The sequence below is a fragment of the Acinetobacter sp. Leaf130 genome, from assembly GCF_001423205.1.
GTDB lineage: Bacteria > Pseudomonadota > Gammaproteobacteria > Pseudomonadales > Moraxellaceae > Acinetobacter > Acinetobacter calcoaceticus.
The window spans coordinates 642,397-659,534 of sequence record NZ_LMOE01000001.1 but is presented as its reverse complement, the minus strand read 5'-3'; the positions used below and the strand labels follow the sequence as shown (position 1 = coordinate 659,534).

Sequence of the window (17,138 nt, the reverse complement as noted above, 5' to 3'; positions counted from 1 at the left end):
ATCTGGTTGATGGTGCTAACGATCGAAACATGTGTTTTAAATCGTTAGCCAGAAATAAGGAATTTACTCCTCAAAGTTATTCCTTATTTCCACATATGTAGAGTCTATTACTCTTCATTTTAATTTTTTAGGTAAGCTTAGCTCCCAAGGGAGCTAAGCTTAAAAAGATGAAGATGTACTTGGTATTTTTAATCGCTTTATTATAAAAGAACCCGCGTTAAAGCAGGTTCCCTCATTACTTAGAAAATCAACTTGCGTGCTTAAAACTATCAATTTGCTTAATTTCATAAGGCAAACCGACATAATTTTCAGCCAATGTTGTTCTACCTGCAATCGACCCGAGCACATAACTTAGTTCGGCTTGTTTAATCTTATGATCAAACTCACTTTCAGTTTCAAAGCGATGCAATAAATGAGTCATCCACCAAGAAAAACGCTCAGCTTTCCATACACGTTGTAGGCATTTCTCTGAGTATTCATCAATACCCTGTTCTGAACCTTCGGCATAATATTCAACAAGCGCACTTGATAAATAAGCAATATCGGAAGCCGCGAGATTTAGGCCTTTTGCTCCTGTTGGTGGAACAATATGTGCAGCATCACCTGCTAAAAATAGTTTTCCAAAGCGCATTGGCTCAGTCACAAAGCTACGTAACGGTGCAATACTCTTTTCAATAGAGGTCCCAGTCACTAGCTTTTCACGGCTTTCAGGGTCTAGGCGGTTTTTTAACTCATCCCAGAACTTTTCATCCGACCAGTCTTCTACGTGATCTGTTAAAGGGACTTGTAAATAATAACGGCTACGCGTTTCAGAACGCATACTGCATAAAGCAAATCCACGTTCTGACTGTACATAAATCAATTCATCGGCTACAGGTGGAACATCTGCCAACACACCTAACCAGCCAAACGGATAAACTTTTTCAAAGGTTTTAATTTTATCTTCTGGCACGCTGGCACGACAGACACCATGGTAGCCATCACAACCTGCAATGAAGTCACATTCAATTTGAAAGGCTTTACCTTGGTACTCAAACTCAACTTTGGGCGCAGTGTAGAAATCTTTCACCTGTACATTTTGAGCTTCATAAAATGAAGTCAGCTTCTCTGCTTCACGCGCAGTCATCAGGTCTTTAGTCACTTCGGTCTGACCATATACGGTCACTTGTTTTCCACCTGTTAGTGCGGCCAAATCAACCCGATGTTTTACACCATTGGTTAAGATTTCAATGCCCGAATGCGGTAATCCTTTGTCTTTTAAATTTTGGTCAACCCCTGCTTGTTTAAGTAAGTCGACTGAAACTTGTTCTAAAATTCCTGCACGAATCCGTGAAGCCACATATTCAGCACTACGTTGCTCAACAATAATATGGTCGATCCCAGCTTTATATAGAAGTTGCCCAAGCAATAATCCTGCTGGTCCAGAACCAATAATTGCAACCTGTGTCTTTAAAATATCCATAACTTCATCCTTGTTTCATCCTGACTTTTAAATTACTGGCTTTAAGTTTTGTGCACTATGTATCCAAGACGAAAATAACCGTTTATCATTTAGTTTGTCCGAATAGCGGACAGAAACAACCAAAATAACAGGAATGAAAGGATGCCTTCTCTCGATGCTTTTTTAGAGCACCCGAACTCGCATGAGAAAATTCGTCAAGAAGACTACATTGCAGGCTTAGCAAAAGGCTTAGCGTTACTGGAAGCTTTTGGAACAGATCGGCAACGGCTCAATGTAACTCAAGTGGCTGAACGAACGGGTATTAGTCGTACAGCGGCAAGACGTTATCTGAAAACTTTAAAATACTTAGGCTATTTAGAAACAGATGAACATTACTTTTGGCTCACCCATCGCGTGCTGCGCTTTTCGAGTTCTTATTTAAGCTCTGCACATCTGCCTAAAGTTGCTCAGTCATTTTTAAATCTTTTGTGTGCGCAGACGTCTCTCACTTTTTCGATTGTAGTTCTGGACGATAATGAAGTGGTGCCGATTGCTCGTAGTTATTTACCGCAGCAAGATAATTTACGCGTTAGCCCTTACGGCATGCATTTAGGAAATCGGCTCCCTGCCCATGCAACTTCTACGGGTAAAGTATTACTTGCGGCACTGCCTGAAGAAACTCAGCACACATGGGTAAAAACTTACGGTTTAAAACGCTTAACCCCATTTACCGTTGTAGATGAGTCAAAGTTTTTTGAAGTGCTTAAAGGCATTTCACTATCAGATTATTGTCTTTCTAAAGAAGAACATGAACTTGGCGTGATTGCGATTGCCGTGCCTGTTTTTAATGCACAAGGTCAAGCCGTGGCAGCACTTAACTGCATGTCTCAAACCAACCGTGTACAAGAAGATTATTTGGTTCAGCAAATTTTGCCATTGCTGCGCAACACGGCAAATGAACTCAGAAATGTGATTTAAATAGACATAGAAACTCTTGTCATCAATTAGAGGTACAAGAGTTTCAACTCATAATTTTAAATTGCGAACCCTTTAACTCGCTGGTTTGCCAGAACTAATGAAAGAACGAATACGAGCCAATTGAGCAGCTAAACAATATTGAAAAAATTACTTACAGCAATTTTAGGCATTGATTTGGTGAGGAAGATTTTGCTCAATAGACATGGCTTTTTTCCAGCTTTCTAAGTTTTCTAGACTTTTTACATATTGCTCAATATTGAGATATTTTGATCGAATATTTAAAGAATTAATTAGACCATAGACTACGAAACCAATCATAAAATCTGCACCCGTTAAGCAATTGTCTACTAAGAATTTTTTGCCTACTAATTGTTGATCTAAATATGAAAATACTTTATCCAACTCAGCATGCGCATATTGATCCAAGAACTTTAATTGAGTGCCATTTTTTAACTCAACCGAATTAAAAATATTTAATAAATATGGAACCATAGCCGAACTTTCTGAAAAATGAATCCATTGTAAATAATCAAGATAACTGTCTGAATTTTTCGCGGGCATAAGTTGAGGAGCAAACTTTTCAATCAAAATTTCTACAATAGCACCTGATTCAGCAATTACTTTTCCATCGAGCTCAATCACAGGTGATTTTCCTAAAGGATGTATGTTTTTTAATTCTTGAGGTGCAAGATTTGTATTTTTATCTCGAAAATAACTATTTAATTCATATGGTTGATTAATTTCTTCAAGTAACCACAGAATGCGAAATGAGCGTGAAGCATTTAAATGATGAAGAATAATAGACATTAATTTTCTCTTTTAAACTAGAAGGTCAACAAAGTAAGGCCTAACTATATAGCTCAATAGACGACCGGTCTAATATTTTTTGTTATCAGCTCAGTATTTGTCTGATTAAGTAATAAAGTAAATGTGTTAAAAACAAAAAAAACATCCGTAGATATGGTGACAAACGGCTTTTAAATTTATCGACTGTCTAGCGCATTCTGAGCCCTCAAATTACATTAACTACCTAAACTGCACAAAAAACAATCCATCACCTTTTCCCGCTCAATTGCCCCATCTGAACTTAAAAGCTGAATAATTGCGCCTTCAATCATATATAAAAATAGTTTGGCGTCTTGAAAAGTCGCATCGGCTTTTAGTTTTATAAGCTGGCTATAGATTTCATTGATTAGCCACGTTCGATATTTAATTGCGACTTGATAGGCTTTTTGATAGCTCAGTTTCGTTTCAAAAATGGCTTTAAATAATAGAAAGTAAAGCCCCTCTAAGTCGGTATGTAAAAGATAAAGTTCCTTGAGTTTATCCTTCACGTTTGAGCCTTGCTCGTACTCAGCAATTGAAACCACTTTTTCTTTTAAACGTTCTTTTTGCACAATCAAACAGATTTCAATAAACCGCTCTTTAGAGTGAAAGTAGTTATAAAAAGTCGCTTTTGGAATTTCACACTCTTTCACGATTCGGTCGATTCCAACAACATGAAATCCGCGATGGTGAAATAAATCAATCGACTTATTTACGACTTGTATGGCACGTGTTGGAAGAACTAACTTTGGCATCGTTTTACCGTTATAAAAATTCTTGTTGTTTCTAAATGAGATACTTTTTTAGGAGAAAAAAAGGCACAGCAAAGCCGTAAAGACTGTGCTTGGCACATCTCAAGTTTTATTGTTGATTAAGTTTTTTTGAGCCGTAATGACTTAAAGCCTGAAAACCTTGGGGCGATCAAGCTGCTTTAAATTTTTAAGCTGTGTCGTTATAGCTTTTGGCATTGAGAGCCAAGAAATAATGGATGTGCAAAGCCAACTCCTTTTTATTGGGAGTTCTGCCAGACATTAAAATTATGGTGGCAGAACGAGAAAGGGTTCGCGGACTGGGTAAGATAAACCAGCACACCCGAAGGTGTCCCTCTCCCGTCCTACCGCTACGGGAGGAGACGAGGAGTTTACACATAAGACTATCCCTCAGAAAGGAATAAATCTGATGTGATCTTACAACGGTCCGCGACGACCGACTGGCAATGTAGGCCAGCAGGCAAAGGATAAGCTTCACATTTATTGCAGTCAAGCACACAAAATGCCATTTGATTTAAATTAAATCATTAAAAAAGTAAGGCTAAATAATGAGGGAGTTATTGTTAAGTGGGGGTTGTAGAGGGGAAACTGTGTATTATTAATTTTCATTCATATGAATTATGCACCCTTCTTTGTTACAACGGAATTCAAAATTTACTTATTCGTTTTAGCTACTTATTAGACCTTAATTCTCAATAAGAGATTTTCTATGAAATATTAATTTTATATGATAGAAATAATTATTATTTTATTAAATATTTATGTCAAAAATTCCATTAAACCTTATAGCTGTTCTTTCAGAGGTACTTTCAGAGCATGAAACTCATGCAACTTTAGATAATTTATTTTTATATGCTGAAATCGATTCTGAAATCCCTGATGTCAGTAAGCCTGCAAAAGTTCAGCAAGTATTAATGAATGTGAATAAGACTAATCCAGACCCCCTAAAAGTTTTAGGAAAAGTGTTAGAGAAGTATTTGGATGGAGGGATTCTTTATCCTCCAAATAAAGATCGTTTTGATAATCAGTTAGAAAGTATTAGAAAAATTTTATCTGATAACTCACTACTTTATATAAAAGGTGGAGTAATTAGTGGTTCACTTACAACACCTACAAAAAGTTTAGAGAATGTTATAAGAAGATTAGAAATACCTGCATTAGATCAAGAATTTATGAGAGCTTTAACACATGTAGACAATAGTCCGAGAGAAGCAGTATCAGCTGCAAGTAATATTTTAGAGTCAATTTGTAAGATTTATATATCAGAAAATCAACTGACTATGCCTAATAAAAAAGATTTGAAGAATTTATTTGATGTCGTGAGGAAGTCCTTAAATATTCAAAGAGATTCCGTTGAAGATGAAGATCTATTGAGAATAATTTCAGGAATTATTTCTGTAGTAGATGGAATAGCTTCTTTAAGAACTCATGCTAGTTCAGCACATGGTGCTGGAGTAAAGCAATACAATTTAAAACCAAGACATGCCAGACTTGCCATTCATGCTGCTCATACAATAGGGCTATATATTTTAGAAAGTTGGAAAGAATCTCAAAAATAAAGCTTATATTATAAAAAATAGGAGCTATAAGTTAATGATAGAACCAAATTACATTGAAATTGGTACGAAAGAATTTTCTTTTACTATTCTTAATATCAACCCTCAAAAGAATTTTTTACCTCTTACAATCAATATTAATGGGCTTTCATTTGGAACATTAGATTCACCAACATACATGCCTAGCTTTATTGGAGATTTAAAAGCATTACTGCAAGCGCCCTTCCATAAAAACTATAATCTAACTATTGAAAACTTTTTAGAAAATCTCTGCATAAACCAAGAGTTGATTGAGCATTACAGATTAACCTTAGAAGAAACTTTTGATGATTTTTCAAAAATTGGCGTTCGGAACCAAGAATCCATTTTTTTCTTATTTAAGTTACATAAAAATCCATTTTTTATATATCCCCACTTAAGTGAAGAAATTATATATGCTGAACATGTACCGATTAATTCAGTTGAATCGGCTCTAAGTGAATTAATGAAATATGTAGCAACGCTCCCCTAAACCGGCCTCTATTCAAATTTTATGAATACGCTAACTAACTTTAGACAAACTACTAAGTAATATTTACAACTATGGAAAGAAACGAATACCAAGAAGATAAGTATAGAAAATTCATTTATTCAAGTAAAAGACGCATTCAGCGAAGAGTTCTTCAATTAGAAAAACTTACTGCCGAAGCCATTCATAACTATGTCTACCTCAACTACAAAGATGAATGGTTTGAAAGTAACTTTTCAATTTTAAGTTGTTGGAAATTTTCTAAAAAAGACTTTAATAGCACTGACAAATTTTGGTGTGATGCCATTTATTTCGAAAACTTCCATATAGAAAAGGAACGAGTATTTACTTTTAATGGATACGCTTGGATTGGCTTGGCAAGCAATGTTGGATCAGAATGGAAAGTTCCAGTCTCAGGAAAATTTTGTATCAGTTCGAATGGGAAAACTTTAAAAAGCTATACCTTAACTTTTTACAATGAAAGTCAGGAATTAGTTTTATCGAAACGGAATTAATATGAGTATTTTTCTGATCCGACATGCTGAAAGTGAAGCCAATATTAATGGAAAAACCCTTTCACATGCTTCGATTGCTTTAAGTGAAAATGCGCACAAGCATTCTGTGTTCAAAAGTAACCATATATCACGGCGCCAGTCTGTAACACGTAGATGTAAACAAAGCGACTCTATTATTCAAACCATCTGTTATCAACACTTCATAATGCGCAAATTTTTTACTACTGCCGACCTTGGTTGCCATTGCAAATAACACCCTATCTTTCGCACCGCTCATATAGCGAATATCTGCCTGTAGGCCAGTATATGGCGCATCCCCTGCATTGCAAGCCATCGCAAAAGCAATATCGGCTAAAGAAAATATGACACCGCCATGCACGCCACCCAATGCATTCATGTGTTCGTCTTTCACATTAAGCTGACAACGTGCTTCATCAAAACTGCGATGCAGCACTTGTACGCCTAATAACTCTGCAAATTGATCAACCGCTGTAGTTTCCATATTTTGCACAAACGTCTCCCTACTCGTGCGAGTATTCCTTAAATGTTATGAATCTATCTGTATTGAAATCGACTGATTAAAAGCCCTTAAACACTATCTTGTTTAATCTGATAGTTTGAAGAACTAAAGTCCTTATAAGTCAGGCGGTCACCTGACTCTGAGCTTAAAGGCTGAACTTCTTGCATGGAGTTTAAGCAGCGCTGTGCAAGCTCAATGTACTCTTGCGTGCCTCTGGTTTTCCACTTTTTTTCTTGTTCTGATAAATCACGTGCAACCTTGGCAGGACTGCCCATTGCCAATACATTTGCCGGAATAATATCTTTGGTTTTGACCAGACTATTTGCACCAATAATGGTGTTTTCACCAATTTCGGCATAGTCCAAAATTACGCTGTTCATGCCGACCAAAACATTTTTACCAATGCGGCAACCATGTAAAGTTGTGCCATGCCCAATGTGCCCCATTTCCTCAACTAAAGTCACACTTTGTGGAAAGCCATGTACGGTGCAGTTATCTTGAACATTGGCATTTTGCTTAATATGAATACGTCCAAAATCGGCACGCAATGAAGCAAATGGCCCCACATATACACCCGCTTCAATAATCACATCACCAATTAAAACAGCGGTTGGGTGTACAAAAGCCTCTGGGCTGACGACTGGAATAACACCGTCAATACTATAACAAGGCATGATTTACCCTCTCATTTGTCGCAACCAAACCTCCGAAACGGCGCCAATAGTGTGCTGTAGCATTTGGCATTGGCCCTTCTGCTGTTGCGGCAACAGACAAGAAGTATTCATCGGCAGGTTCAAATACTTTTTTATAAATGTTCATTGATAAAGTTCGAGCACTAATCGCCGGCCAGTCAGTTGGCAACAACTCAAGCGGCAATGCAGGGTCTTTCAATAAAATCCGTCGATAATAATGAATCAGCAAAGTTCGAATTTGAAAGGCCTGAACCGGTTCTAATTGTTCGTTTTCCTGCATGAGCAACACGCCAATTTCTCTAAAAATATCGAGAAACTGTAAATATCTTTGGCGTAATTCATCGATTGGCCAGTTGGTTCTGAGCATACGACCAATGGTATCGACCGAATTATTAAAGAGCTGCAATGTTTCGGCTTTAAACACCACCACTTGCTCACTCATATTTAAGTCAACCAACAACCGTTGCAATTCAATACGGTTACACCCCGGATAAGCCATTAAGTTTGTCGAAATATTGGCAAATCCTAACCATTCGAGTTCTTTTTTTAACAACGCTTTATTTTCAGTGTCGAGGCTAGACATCAGAATTAGATCCCAATAATGGTCCCACTCTTTCATCTGGTCGTTATAAATACGTTGCTCGGCTTGCAAATAGGTCGAACGACTCGAATCGGTAATTCGATAAAAACTGGTTCTGCCGATTTTGTCTGAACATAACCAATCATTTTTAACTAAACGAAAAACAGAGGTTCTTACAGCACGGTCATTAAAACCAAAAAGCTCTAATAACTGAATCAGGCTTGCAAGACTAATGTTTCCACCCCGATGAAGTACTGAATCTCCAAAAATTGTCGAAATAAGCGAAGTTCCACTTAAGATTTCATTCTTTACAACAGAATCAATTATTTGCTGTATTTTTGCACTCATACTCATGTCTTGGCGTTTAGTTTCAGGGTATAGATTCTATACCCTGAATGATCTTGATGTTAAGCAATCTGACGCATATCGATTACCCGCTTTGCCTTACCTTCCGAACGAGGTAAGGTCGCTTCTGTCACAACCTCTACAGTAACGCTAATCCCAATCATGGTTTTAATGCGTTTCATCAACTCCTGAGCAAGTTGATTGGCCTGTATAGTACAGTTATGACACATCTCTGTACGAATATGCAAAGTATCCATATGTCCTTTTTTAGTCACCAAAATTTCATAATTTGGAACTAAATGCGGAACTTGCAAAATTTGCTCTTCAATCTGGGTCGGGAAAACGTTCACGCCGCGAATAATCAGCATGTCGTCACTACGGCCCACAATTTTATCCATCTTACGCATTGCCAGATTTTCTCCCGCCAGTAAACGGGTCAAATCACGGGTACGGTAACGAATAATCGGTAAGCCTTCTTTGGTAATGGTCGTAAAGACTAACTCACCAAGTTCGCCATCTTTACAGACTTCACCCGTTTCAGGGTTAATAATTTCTGGGTAGAAATGATCTTCCCAAATGGTTAGCCCTTCGCCCTCGCCTAGACATTGCATGGCAACACCCGGCCCCATCACCTCAGACAAACCATAAATATCGAGTGCTTTAATATTTAAGCGTTCTTCAATTTCACGGCGAAGTTCATTGGTCCACGGCTCGGCACCAAAAATACCGACTTTTAAAGACGTATTACGGGCAGTACCAAATTGTTGTTCGAGCTTTTCAATAATACTCACGCAATACGATGGCGTAACCATAATTGCAGTAGGTTTAAAGTCTTGAATGAGCTGAACTTGCTTTTCAGTTTGTCCGCCAGACATTGGAATAACCGTTGCACCTAAGCGCTCAGCGCCATAATGTGCGCCTAGACCACCTGTAAATAGTCCATAACCATAAGCAACCTGAATCATGTCTTTGGCAGTTAAACCAGCCATGCGTAAGCAACGCGCAACAATATCCGACCAAGTATTAATATCTTTTTGGGTATAACCCACGACTGTTGGTTTACCCGTTGTGCCCGATGACGCATGTAAACGCACAATTTGCTCTTGCGGTACGGCAAACATTCCAAACGGATAGTTGTCTCTTAAATCCTGTTTGGTTGTAAATGGAAACTTCGCCAGATCGTCTAAAGTTACGAAGTCATCAGGATGTACACCCGCTTCATCGAACTTTTTCTTATAGACCGGACTATTTTCATATACAAAAGTCAGGGTTTGTTTTAACCGTTTAGTTTGCAGCTCTCTAAGCTCTGCAAGTGTTAATTGTTCAACATTATCCGTTGTAAGGCTGTCCATCGCCTATCTCCTCATTATGTAATTTTTAAAACCGTCTGAATTAATTTAAATTTTCCAAAATCAGTGCGACGCCTTGTCCAACACCCACACACATCGTGCAAAGTGCATAGCGTCCACCTCGTTTTTTTAGCTCACGTGTTGCAGTAATGACTAAACGTGTACCACTCATACCGAGTGGATGTCCTAACGCAATCGCACCACCATTTGGATTAACGCGCTCATCATCATCTTTTAGACCGAGTTCGCGCATACAAGCCAAAGATTGGGCTGCGAATGCTTCATTCAGCTCAATCACATCCATCTGATCTAGCGTTAAACCTGTCTGCTTTAAAATTTTCTGCACAGCCGGAACAGGACCTATACCCATATATTTGGGTTCAACCCCTGCACTTGCAATGCCAATTACTCGTGCTAAAGGTTTTAAACCATGTGTATCTGCAAATTCACGATTGGTAATTAACACACACGCTGCACCGTCATTTACACCAGAGGCATTTCCGGCAGTCACCGAACCGCCTTCTTTCTTAAAAGGCGCTTTTAGTTTTGCGAGTGCTTCAAGTGTCGTTTCACGCGGATGTTCGTCTCGATTAACAACGTTCACGTTTTTCTTACGGTCTACAATCTCGACAGGCAAAATCTCGTCGTTAAAAAAACCGTTTTGTTGTGCAGCGGCCGTTTTTTGTTGGCTACGCAATGCAAACGCATCTTGGTCTTCACGACTAATCTGATATTTTTCAGCTACATTTTCGGCTGTTTCCGGCATGCTATCGGTACCGTATTGTGCTTTAAGTTGCTTATTTACAAAGCGCCAGCCAATGGTGGTGTCGTAAATTTCAGGTGTACGGCTAAACGCTTCGGTTGGTTTAGCTTGTACAAATGGCGCACGGCTCATCGACTCAACACCACCTGCCAACACGAACTGTGCTTCACCTGCTTTAATTGAACGTGCTGCAAGGCCTACTGCATCTAACCCCGATGCACACAAGCGATTGACTGTCATGGCTGGTACAGTATCAGGGAGTCCTGCCAAGAGTGTTGCCATACGTGCAACGTTACGGTTGTCTTCACCTGCTTGGTTAGCACATCCTAAAAACACTTCGTCTACAGTATTCCACGGTAAGTTCGGGTGTTTATCTTTTAAATATTTGATGGGCAATGCAGCTAAATCGTCTGCACGTACAGCACTTAGGGCACCTGCATATCGTCCAATTGGGGTACGAATAAAATCGCAAATTAAAACGTCTTCCATGTTGACTCCTGATTATGCAAATTCGGTCATATCGCGTGAATATTGAGTAGCAATGTTTTGAGTTTTTGCTACATATTGTTTGAGGTAGATACTCGCGCGATATTTTTCCTCTCCATACAGTGCATATAAATTATTTAAAGTTTGGAGCACATAAGCACCGCCCATTTGTGTCAACCACTGGTAAGGACCCTTAGGATAATTCACTCCATATTTCATGGCATTATCAATATCTTCCAGACTCGCAACACCATGTAAACTTGCTTCGCAGGCTTCATTAATGAGTAAAGCGATGGTGCGTAAGGTTAACAGCGCCGGATGGTCTTTAATCCACATAACGCTCATGCCAAACTGTGCAAAGTAAGCTTCAACTTTTGCCAGATCACTCGCGTCACAAAGCTCGTTATGGCTGAGTACTACAGCCTGTGCCTGCTCAAAATCATGGTGCCAATCCATCAAAACTACTTTATGGCTCAGGTAATGAATATTGGCTGATTCACCTTGGCTTAAGCGTAAATCGATATCATCAATTTGAAGGATATTGTCATCACTTGCAGATCCGCTTTTTAAACCTAAACGCGTTAAAAAAGCAGGTAGCTGAGACCAAACACCTTTTAGCTGAATACGTGCATCAACTGGTTTGGCAACCACAGCTTTAGGCTGAAATGTCTCGTACTGATTTTTTTCGTTATAAGTATAAAAGCCCTGTTTTGACTTACGGCCCCAAGCACCCGCATCGACCAATTCTTTTTGAATCAAGCTTGGACGGTAGCGTGGCTCGTAAAAAAACTCCTGATAAACGCTTTGCGTCACCGAAAAGTTAACGTCTTGACCAATGAGGTCGGTAAGTTCACACGGCCCCATCGCAAAACCGCCGCATTGCTTTAAGGCATAGTCTAGCTGGTCGTAGCTGGTGACTTGTTCTTGCAGTGCTCTAAAGCCTTCAGCATAAAACGGACGTGCAATTCGGTTGACAATAAAACCGGGGGTCGACTTGGTGAGTACTGGAATTTTTTTCCAGCCGAGCATCAAGTTTTTTAAAGCCAAACATAAGCTGTTTGGTGTTTTTAAGCCTTGTACAATTTCAACCAGTTTCATGACTGGCGCAGGGTTAAAAAAGTGTAAACCCACTACGCGCTCAGGGTGAACAATGCCCGCCGAAATTGCAGTCACTGAAATTGAAGATGTATTGCTTGCAAAAATGGTTTGCGCACTACAAATTTCAACAAGTTGTTTAAATAAAGACTGTTTAACTTCTTTTTTCTCAACGACAGCTTCAATAACTAAGTCAGCATCACGCAGTGCTTCAACTTGATTGACCACAGTTAAACGCGCTAAGGCTTCATCAGCTTGCTGTTGTGTGAGCTTGCTCTTTTCAACCAGCTTTTTAAATGTCTGCCCTAAGCCGTGAACGGCTTGTTGCGCTTTTTGAGCATCTAGATCATACAAAATGGTCGAGTGCCCATTGACGATGGCTAACTGGGCAATGCCGATGCCCATGGTTCCAGAACCAATGACGGCAATTCGGGCACGAGATAAGTCTAAATCTGTCATGCTTAGCGCCCTTTAAAATTTGGTTCACGTTTATTCATAAAGGCTTGAACACCTTCACGATAATCTTCTGAACGACCAGCAATGCGTTGTAAGTCACGCTCTAATAGCACTTGCTCATCAAAGGTGTTGTTGCTTGATTGATGAATGGCTTTTTTAATAAGAGATAGACCAAAAGTAGGCTGTTTCGCTAAACGCTCTGCGAGTTCAGTGACTTTTGTTTTAAGCTCGGCGTCTTCAACCACATCCCAAATCATGCCCCATTCTTTTGCGGTTTCTGCTGGGAGCTTGTCACCTAACAACGTCAAACCCATAGCGCGAGCATGGCCTACAGCACGTGGTAAAAACCATGTGCCCGCAGAGTCGGGAACCAAACCTAAGCGGCAAAATGCTTGCACAAAGTTTGCCGATTTTGCTGCAATGACCAAGTCACATGCCAGCGCAATATTTGCCCCTGCGCCTGCTGCCACACCATTTACGGCGCAAATGACAGGCTTTGGCATATTTACAATCGTTTTAATGAGCGGGTTATAGTAAGTTTCAATGGAATATCCTAAATCTGGAGCTTCAGCATTTGGGTCAACTACACGATCGCCTAAGTCTTGCCCTGCACAAAAGCCACGGCCTTCGCCACTAATCACAACACAACGAACATCTGGATTTTTAGTCCACTGGTTTAAAACCTCAGCCACTTCACGGTGCATATCGACGTTAAAGCTATTCAGTGCTTTTGGGCGGTTAAATGTCAGGTAGCCAACACCATTTTTTTCTTCAGCAATAATATTTTGATAGTCCATCACTCACCTCTAAACACTGGCTTTCTTTTCTCAAAGAAAGCATTAATCCCTTCGTTTCGATCTTTTGTAGCTGCCAGCCAGACAAAGTTTTGTCGTTCAAACTTGAGTCCCTGACTTAAAGTCGTTTCATGAATATTTTTAATTGATTGTTTAATCACGCGAATCGCTAAAGGCGCTTGTTTCGCAATCTTGGTTGCAAGTTGAATGGCATATTCAACGGTTAATTCAGTCGGTATCACTTGGCTGCAAATACCATGTTGCTCTGCTTGTTTTGCCGAAATCATCTCACCTGTCATTGCCCAGCGCATTGTGAGTTGTTGCCCAACCAAGCGCGCTAAACGCTGTGTTCCACCTGCACCCGGTAACATACCAAGGCCGATTTCAGGTAAAGCAAAACGGGCATTTTCACCGCAAATCACCATATCTGAATGCAAAACCAACTCAAACCCAGCACCTAAGGCATAACCATTTACTGCGGTAATGAGCGGCTTACTAAACGCATCAATTTTTTGCCAAAGCTTTGGGCGAATATCGAGTTGCAAAGCGACAGAGTCCATAGCAGCCAACTCTGTAAGATCTGCCCCAGCCGCAAAACATTGAGCGTTACCCGTTAAAACTACCGCTTTAACTTGAGCATTATGTTCAGCTTCTTCGAGTAATTCGCATAAACATTGCAATGTCGCATTGTTTAAAGCATTTCTTTTTTCTGGACGGTTTAGTGTTAATAACAAAACACCGTCAGCTACTGTGCTGGCTTTGATCAACTCTTGCATGAAAGGCCTCTATTCATCAAAACTCAAACGAACATTCGAGCCTTTTGGCAAGGTCTGGCAACTGAGCACATAGCCCCTTTCGACTTCATCTTTTTCAAGGCTGTAGTTAAGAAACATATCGACTTCACCAGAAACAACTTTACAACGACAGGTCGCACACACCCCACCTTTACAGGCATACGGTAAATCAGCACCAGCACGTAAAGCCGCATCAAGAATACTTTCATCATCTTGAGCCACAGAAACAATCAGTTCACGACCATCTAAAATGATGTTTACTTTTTCTTCTTTACGGTTTGCATCAGCTTCAGCGCTACGTTTACGAGCCTGCCCTGTATGGAAACGTTCAGTGTGAATTTTCTCTGCTGCAATCCCATAATTTGGCAAAGTGCTTTCTACAGCATTCATCATTTCGTCTGGACCACAGGCAAAAACATGGTCAAAACTCGTTTCAAGCACATCAAAATCAAAAAGCTGTTTTAGCTTTTCTGCATCAATACGACCATTCATTAGTTCACTGTCGTTGAACTCACGAGAAAAAATATTGATGAGTTGAAAACGCTCTTTGAACTGATCTTTCAAATCCATAATTTGCTCGGCAAACATGGTTTGTTTCCACGAACGATTGCCATAGAGCAACGTAAATTTAGCTTCAGGTTGTTCAAATAAAACTTGCTTAACAATCGACAAAATTGGGGTAATACCACTGCCCGCAGCAACGCCTAAATAGTTTTGACCACCTGCCTTTGCTGCTTTTTGAAAAAACACACCTTGTGGTGGCATCACTTCAAGCACATCACCTACTTTTAAATGGTCATTTGCCCAATGTGAAAATTGACCCTGATCAATTTTTTTAACCGCAATACTGATGTCTTCTTTTGCTGCATAGCTACAAATTGAATAACAACGGCGGATTTCACCCGCTTCAGTTAAATGGCGAATGGTTAAGTGTTGCCCTGGTTGAAATTGAAATTGTTCTTGTTGTTCAGGTACAACGTCAAATGCAATACAAATTGCCTGATCGGTTTGAGGCGTAATACTTTTTACTTTTAATGGTACAAATTGGCTCATGGCTGATTTCCTTATCTAAAGACTTAAATACATTTGAAGTAATCAAAAGGCTCAAGACAGTCCTGACATTTATAAAGTGCTTTACAGGCGGTAGAACTAAACTCTGTTAACAGTCGGGTGTGTCGGCTTTTACAACGTGGACACTCTACGCCATCAATCAAATGAACATGCGTACCGCACTGATGTGCTAACCCTTCAGGTGGTGCAATGCCATAGACTTGCAGTTTCTTTTTACCCGCCTCAGACATCCAGTCCGTGGTCCATGCTTCTGACAAATCGACCATCACTTTGACCGGTGTCAAAGCTTCTGCGGTAAATGCCTCAACAATTTGTGCTTTCAACATATCTGTTGCTGGGCAACCGCTATATGTTGGCGTTAGACGAACTACAATTTCTTGTTGATCGTTAATGTCTACGCCACGAATCATGCCTAAATCCACAACAGATAAAACCGGAATTTCAGGATCACTTACCGTTTGTAGAACATCCCAACATTGGTCGATGCAATGACGAATCATGTGCATGGCTCACCTCCTTGTCTTACCAGGTCATTCCTGGATAAGTTCTTTGAATACTTTGCATTTCAGCCAACAAATAACCTAGATGCTCGGTATGCAATCCTTGTTTTGCACCACGGCGATAAGAGCCATTAACAGCAACATTTAATTCAAAACGCTTAAGCTCATCCGCAATGGTTTTGTCCCATTGTTCTTTTTCATTTGAAAAATCTGGAATCACACCTTGTGCAACTAATGCTTGCTCGTCCGCATTGAGTTCAAATAACTCAGCGGTAAAGCGCCATAAATTATTTAATCCATCTTGCACACGTTGATGCGCTTCATCTGTGCTTAAACTTAGACGCTCCATCCAGCTTGTTGAAAAACGGATGTGATACTTCACTTCTTTTAAAGATTTGACGGCAAGCGCACTTAATTCAGGAAGTGAGCTTTGGGTTAAAGCAGTAAATAAATGAAGATGGTAATGGTCCATCAACCACTGGCGTACAATCGTTTGTGCAAAATCACCGTTCGGTTGTTCGCATAACAGTAGGTTTAAAAATTCACGTTCTGTACGGAAATACGCAAGCTGATCTTCATCACGTTTAGCTTCATCATATTGGCCGGCCAATGTCAGAAAGTTTCTTGCCTGACCTAATAAGTCCAAACCGATATTTGCTAAAGCAATATCAACTTCAAGCTCAGGTGCATGTCCGCACCATTCAGCCAAACGCTGAGACAAAACCAGTTGACTATCGCCAATATGTAATAAGAATTTAGATAAAACTGAATGATTCATTTTCCAACCCCTTACATATGCTCAATGCCATCTGGAATATGGTAAAAAGTCGGATGACGATAAACCTTATCTAGAGAAGGATCGAAAAATTCAGCTTTTTCATCTGGCTGTGATGACTTAATCAGTTCAGAACGAACCACCCAAATGCTAATTCCTTCATTACGGCGTGTATAAACATCGCGTGCATGTTGCAGTGCGATTTCATCATCTGGTGCTCTTAAGCTGCCTACATGACGGTGGCTTAAGCCTTGTTTGCTACGGACAAATACTTCGTAGAGTGACCAGTTGTTTTTATCTTCCATTTTGATTTCCTCAAATTTTT

At 39.8% G+C, this 17,138-nt stretch carries 19 protein-coding genes and 1 pseudogene; 5 read left to right on the top strand and 15 right to left on the bottom strand.

Features of this window, described 5'->3' with window-relative positions; translation table 11 throughout:
* Window positions 1-247 precede the first annotated feature (247 nt).
* A complete protein-coding gene (gene pobA, locus ASF86_RS02735) occupies window positions 248-1,462 on the bottom strand; it encodes a 4-hydroxybenzoate 3-monooxygenase (protein ID WP_056479209.1) in 1,215 nt (404 codons plus the stop codon).
* A 141-nt stretch (window positions 1,463-1,603) separates the two neighbouring features.
* Here pobA and pobR point away from each other — a divergent pair, with 141 nt between their 5' ends.
* The gene (gene pobR / locus ASF86_RS02730) at window positions 1,604-2,419 is read left to right on the top strand and encodes an IclR family transcriptional regulator PobR (protein ID WP_056479206.1); all 816 of its coding nucleotides are present in this window, start codon (window positions 1,604-1,606) and stop codon (window positions 2,417-2,419) included.
* A gap of 162 nt (window positions 2,420-2,581) precedes the next feature.
* Here pobR and ASF86_RS02725 read toward each other — a convergent pair whose 3' ends face one another.
* Window positions 2,582-3,226 (bottom strand): glutathione S-transferase family protein, encoded by a 645-nt coding sequence (locus ASF86_RS02725; RefSeq protein WP_056479203.1) that lies wholly within the window; start codon window positions 3,224-3,226, stop codon window positions 2,582-2,584.
* Window positions 3,227-3,441: 215 nt separating this feature from the next.
* On the bottom strand, window positions 3,442-3,999 hold the full coding sequence (locus tag ASF86_RS02720; protein WP_056479200.1) for a TetR/AcrR family transcriptional regulator: 558 nt from the start codon (window positions 3,997-3,999) through the stop codon (window positions 3,442-3,444).
* Between the two features lie 776 nt (window positions 4,000-4,775).
* Here ASF86_RS02720 and ASF86_RS02715 point away from each other — a divergent pair.
* The 4 genes and pseudogenes from ASF86_RS02715 to ASF86_RS18960 all read left to right on the top strand — a co-directional run.
* Window positions 4,776-5,573: an abortive infection family protein gene (locus ASF86_RS02715; protein ID WP_017390403.1), complete on the top strand. Its 798-nt coding sequence runs from the start codon at window positions 4,776-4,778 to the stop codon at window positions 5,571-5,573.
* A gap of 34 nt (window positions 5,574-5,607) precedes the next feature.
* Window positions 5,608-6,081: a hypothetical protein gene (locus ASF86_RS02710; RefSeq protein WP_081407526.1), complete on the top strand. Its 474-nt coding sequence runs from the start codon at window positions 5,608-5,610 to the stop codon at window positions 6,079-6,081.
* A gap of 71 nt (window positions 6,082-6,152) precedes the next feature.
* Complete coding sequence (locus ASF86_RS02705) at window positions 6,153-6,593, top strand: hypothetical protein (protein WP_056479197.1); 441 nt, start codon at window positions 6,153-6,155, stop codon at window positions 6,591-6,593.
* Between the two features lies 1 nt (window position 6,594).
* Window positions 6,595-6,699: pseudogene (locus tag ASF86_RS18960) on the top strand (histidine phosphatase family protein); the annotation flags it as partial.
* A 21-nt stretch (window positions 6,700-6,720) separates the two neighbouring features.
* Here the strand turns inward: ASF86_RS18960 and ASF86_RS02700 are convergent.
* From ASF86_RS02700 to paaB, 12 genes are all read right to left on the bottom strand, one after another.
* On the bottom strand, window positions 6,721-7,104 hold the full coding sequence (locus tag ASF86_RS02700) for a PaaI family thioesterase (protein WP_056479194.1): 384 nt from the start codon (window positions 7,102-7,104) through the stop codon (window positions 6,721-6,723).
* Between the two features lie 77 nt (window positions 7,105-7,181).
* Window positions 7,182-7,787 carry a DapH/DapD/GlmU-related protein gene (locus ASF86_RS02695; protein ID WP_056479191.1) on the bottom strand — a complete coding sequence of 202 codons (606 nt, stop codon included), beginning with the start codon at window positions 7,785-7,787 and terminating at the stop codon, window positions 7,182-7,184.
* Window positions 7,774-8,739 (bottom strand): phenylacetic acid degradation operon negative regulatory protein PaaX, encoded by a 966-nt coding sequence (paaX, locus tag ASF86_RS02690; protein ID WP_081407525.1) that lies wholly within the window; start codon window positions 8,737-8,739, stop codon window positions 7,774-7,776. The genes ASF86_RS02695 and paaX overlap by 14 nt, the downstream gene beginning before the upstream one ends.
* Window positions 8,740-8,792: 53 nt before the next feature.
* Window positions 8,793-10,082 carry a phenylacetate--CoA ligase PaaK gene (gene paaK / locus ASF86_RS02685; RefSeq protein WP_005041588.1) on the bottom strand — a complete coding sequence of 430 codons (1,290 nt, stop codon included), beginning with the start codon at window positions 10,080-10,082 and terminating at the stop codon, window positions 8,793-8,795.
* A 40-nt stretch (window positions 10,083-10,122) separates the two neighbouring features.
* On the bottom strand, window positions 10,123-11,331 hold the full coding sequence (pcaF, locus tag ASF86_RS02680) for a 3-oxoadipyl-CoA thiolase (RefSeq protein ID WP_005303787.1): 1,209 nt from the start codon (window positions 11,329-11,331) through the stop codon (window positions 10,123-10,125).
* Between the two features lie 12 nt (window positions 11,332-11,343).
* Window positions 11,344-12,882, bottom strand: coding sequence for a 3-hydroxyacyl-CoA dehydrogenase (locus tag ASF86_RS02675; protein ID WP_056479185.1), 1,539 nt, complete (start codon window positions 12,880-12,882; stop codon window positions 11,344-11,346).
* A 2-nt stretch (window positions 12,883-12,884) separates the two neighbouring features.
* Window positions 12,885-13,676, bottom strand: coding sequence for a 2-(1,2-epoxy-1,2-dihydrophenyl)acetyl-CoA isomerase PaaG (paaG, locus tag ASF86_RS02670; protein WP_000386298.1), 792 nt, complete (start codon window positions 13,674-13,676; stop codon window positions 12,885-12,887).
* A complete protein-coding gene (locus ASF86_RS02665) occupies window positions 13,676-14,449 on the bottom strand; it encodes an enoyl-CoA hydratase-related protein (RefSeq protein WP_056479182.1) in 774 nt (257 codons plus the stop codon). Before ASF86_RS02665 ends, paaG begins: the two co-directional genes overlap by 1 nt.
* 9 nt (window positions 14,450-14,458) lie before the next feature.
* Window positions 14,459-15,520, bottom strand: coding sequence for a 1,2-phenylacetyl-CoA epoxidase subunit PaaE (gene paaE / locus ASF86_RS02660; RefSeq protein ID WP_045125219.1), 1,062 nt, complete (start codon window positions 15,518-15,520; stop codon window positions 14,459-14,461).
* Window positions 15,521-15,543: 23 nt separating this feature from the next.
* Window positions 15,544-16,044 (bottom strand): 1,2-phenylacetyl-CoA epoxidase subunit PaaD, encoded by a 501-nt coding sequence (gene paaD / locus ASF86_RS02655; protein WP_005041603.1) that lies wholly within the window; start codon window positions 16,042-16,044, stop codon window positions 15,544-15,546.
* A gap of 16 nt (window positions 16,045-16,060) precedes the next feature.
* Complete coding sequence (gene paaC / locus ASF86_RS02650) at window positions 16,061-16,816, bottom strand: 1,2-phenylacetyl-CoA epoxidase subunit PaaC (RefSeq protein WP_056479179.1); 756 nt, start codon at window positions 16,814-16,816, stop codon at window positions 16,061-16,063.
* Window positions 16,817-16,827: 11 nt separating this feature from the next.
* On the bottom strand, window positions 16,828-17,118 hold the full coding sequence (paaB, locus tag ASF86_RS02645) for a 1,2-phenylacetyl-CoA epoxidase subunit PaaB (protein ID WP_000389648.1): 291 nt from the start codon (window positions 17,116-17,118) through the stop codon (window positions 16,828-16,830).
* Window positions 17,119-17,138 lie beyond the last annotated feature (20 nt).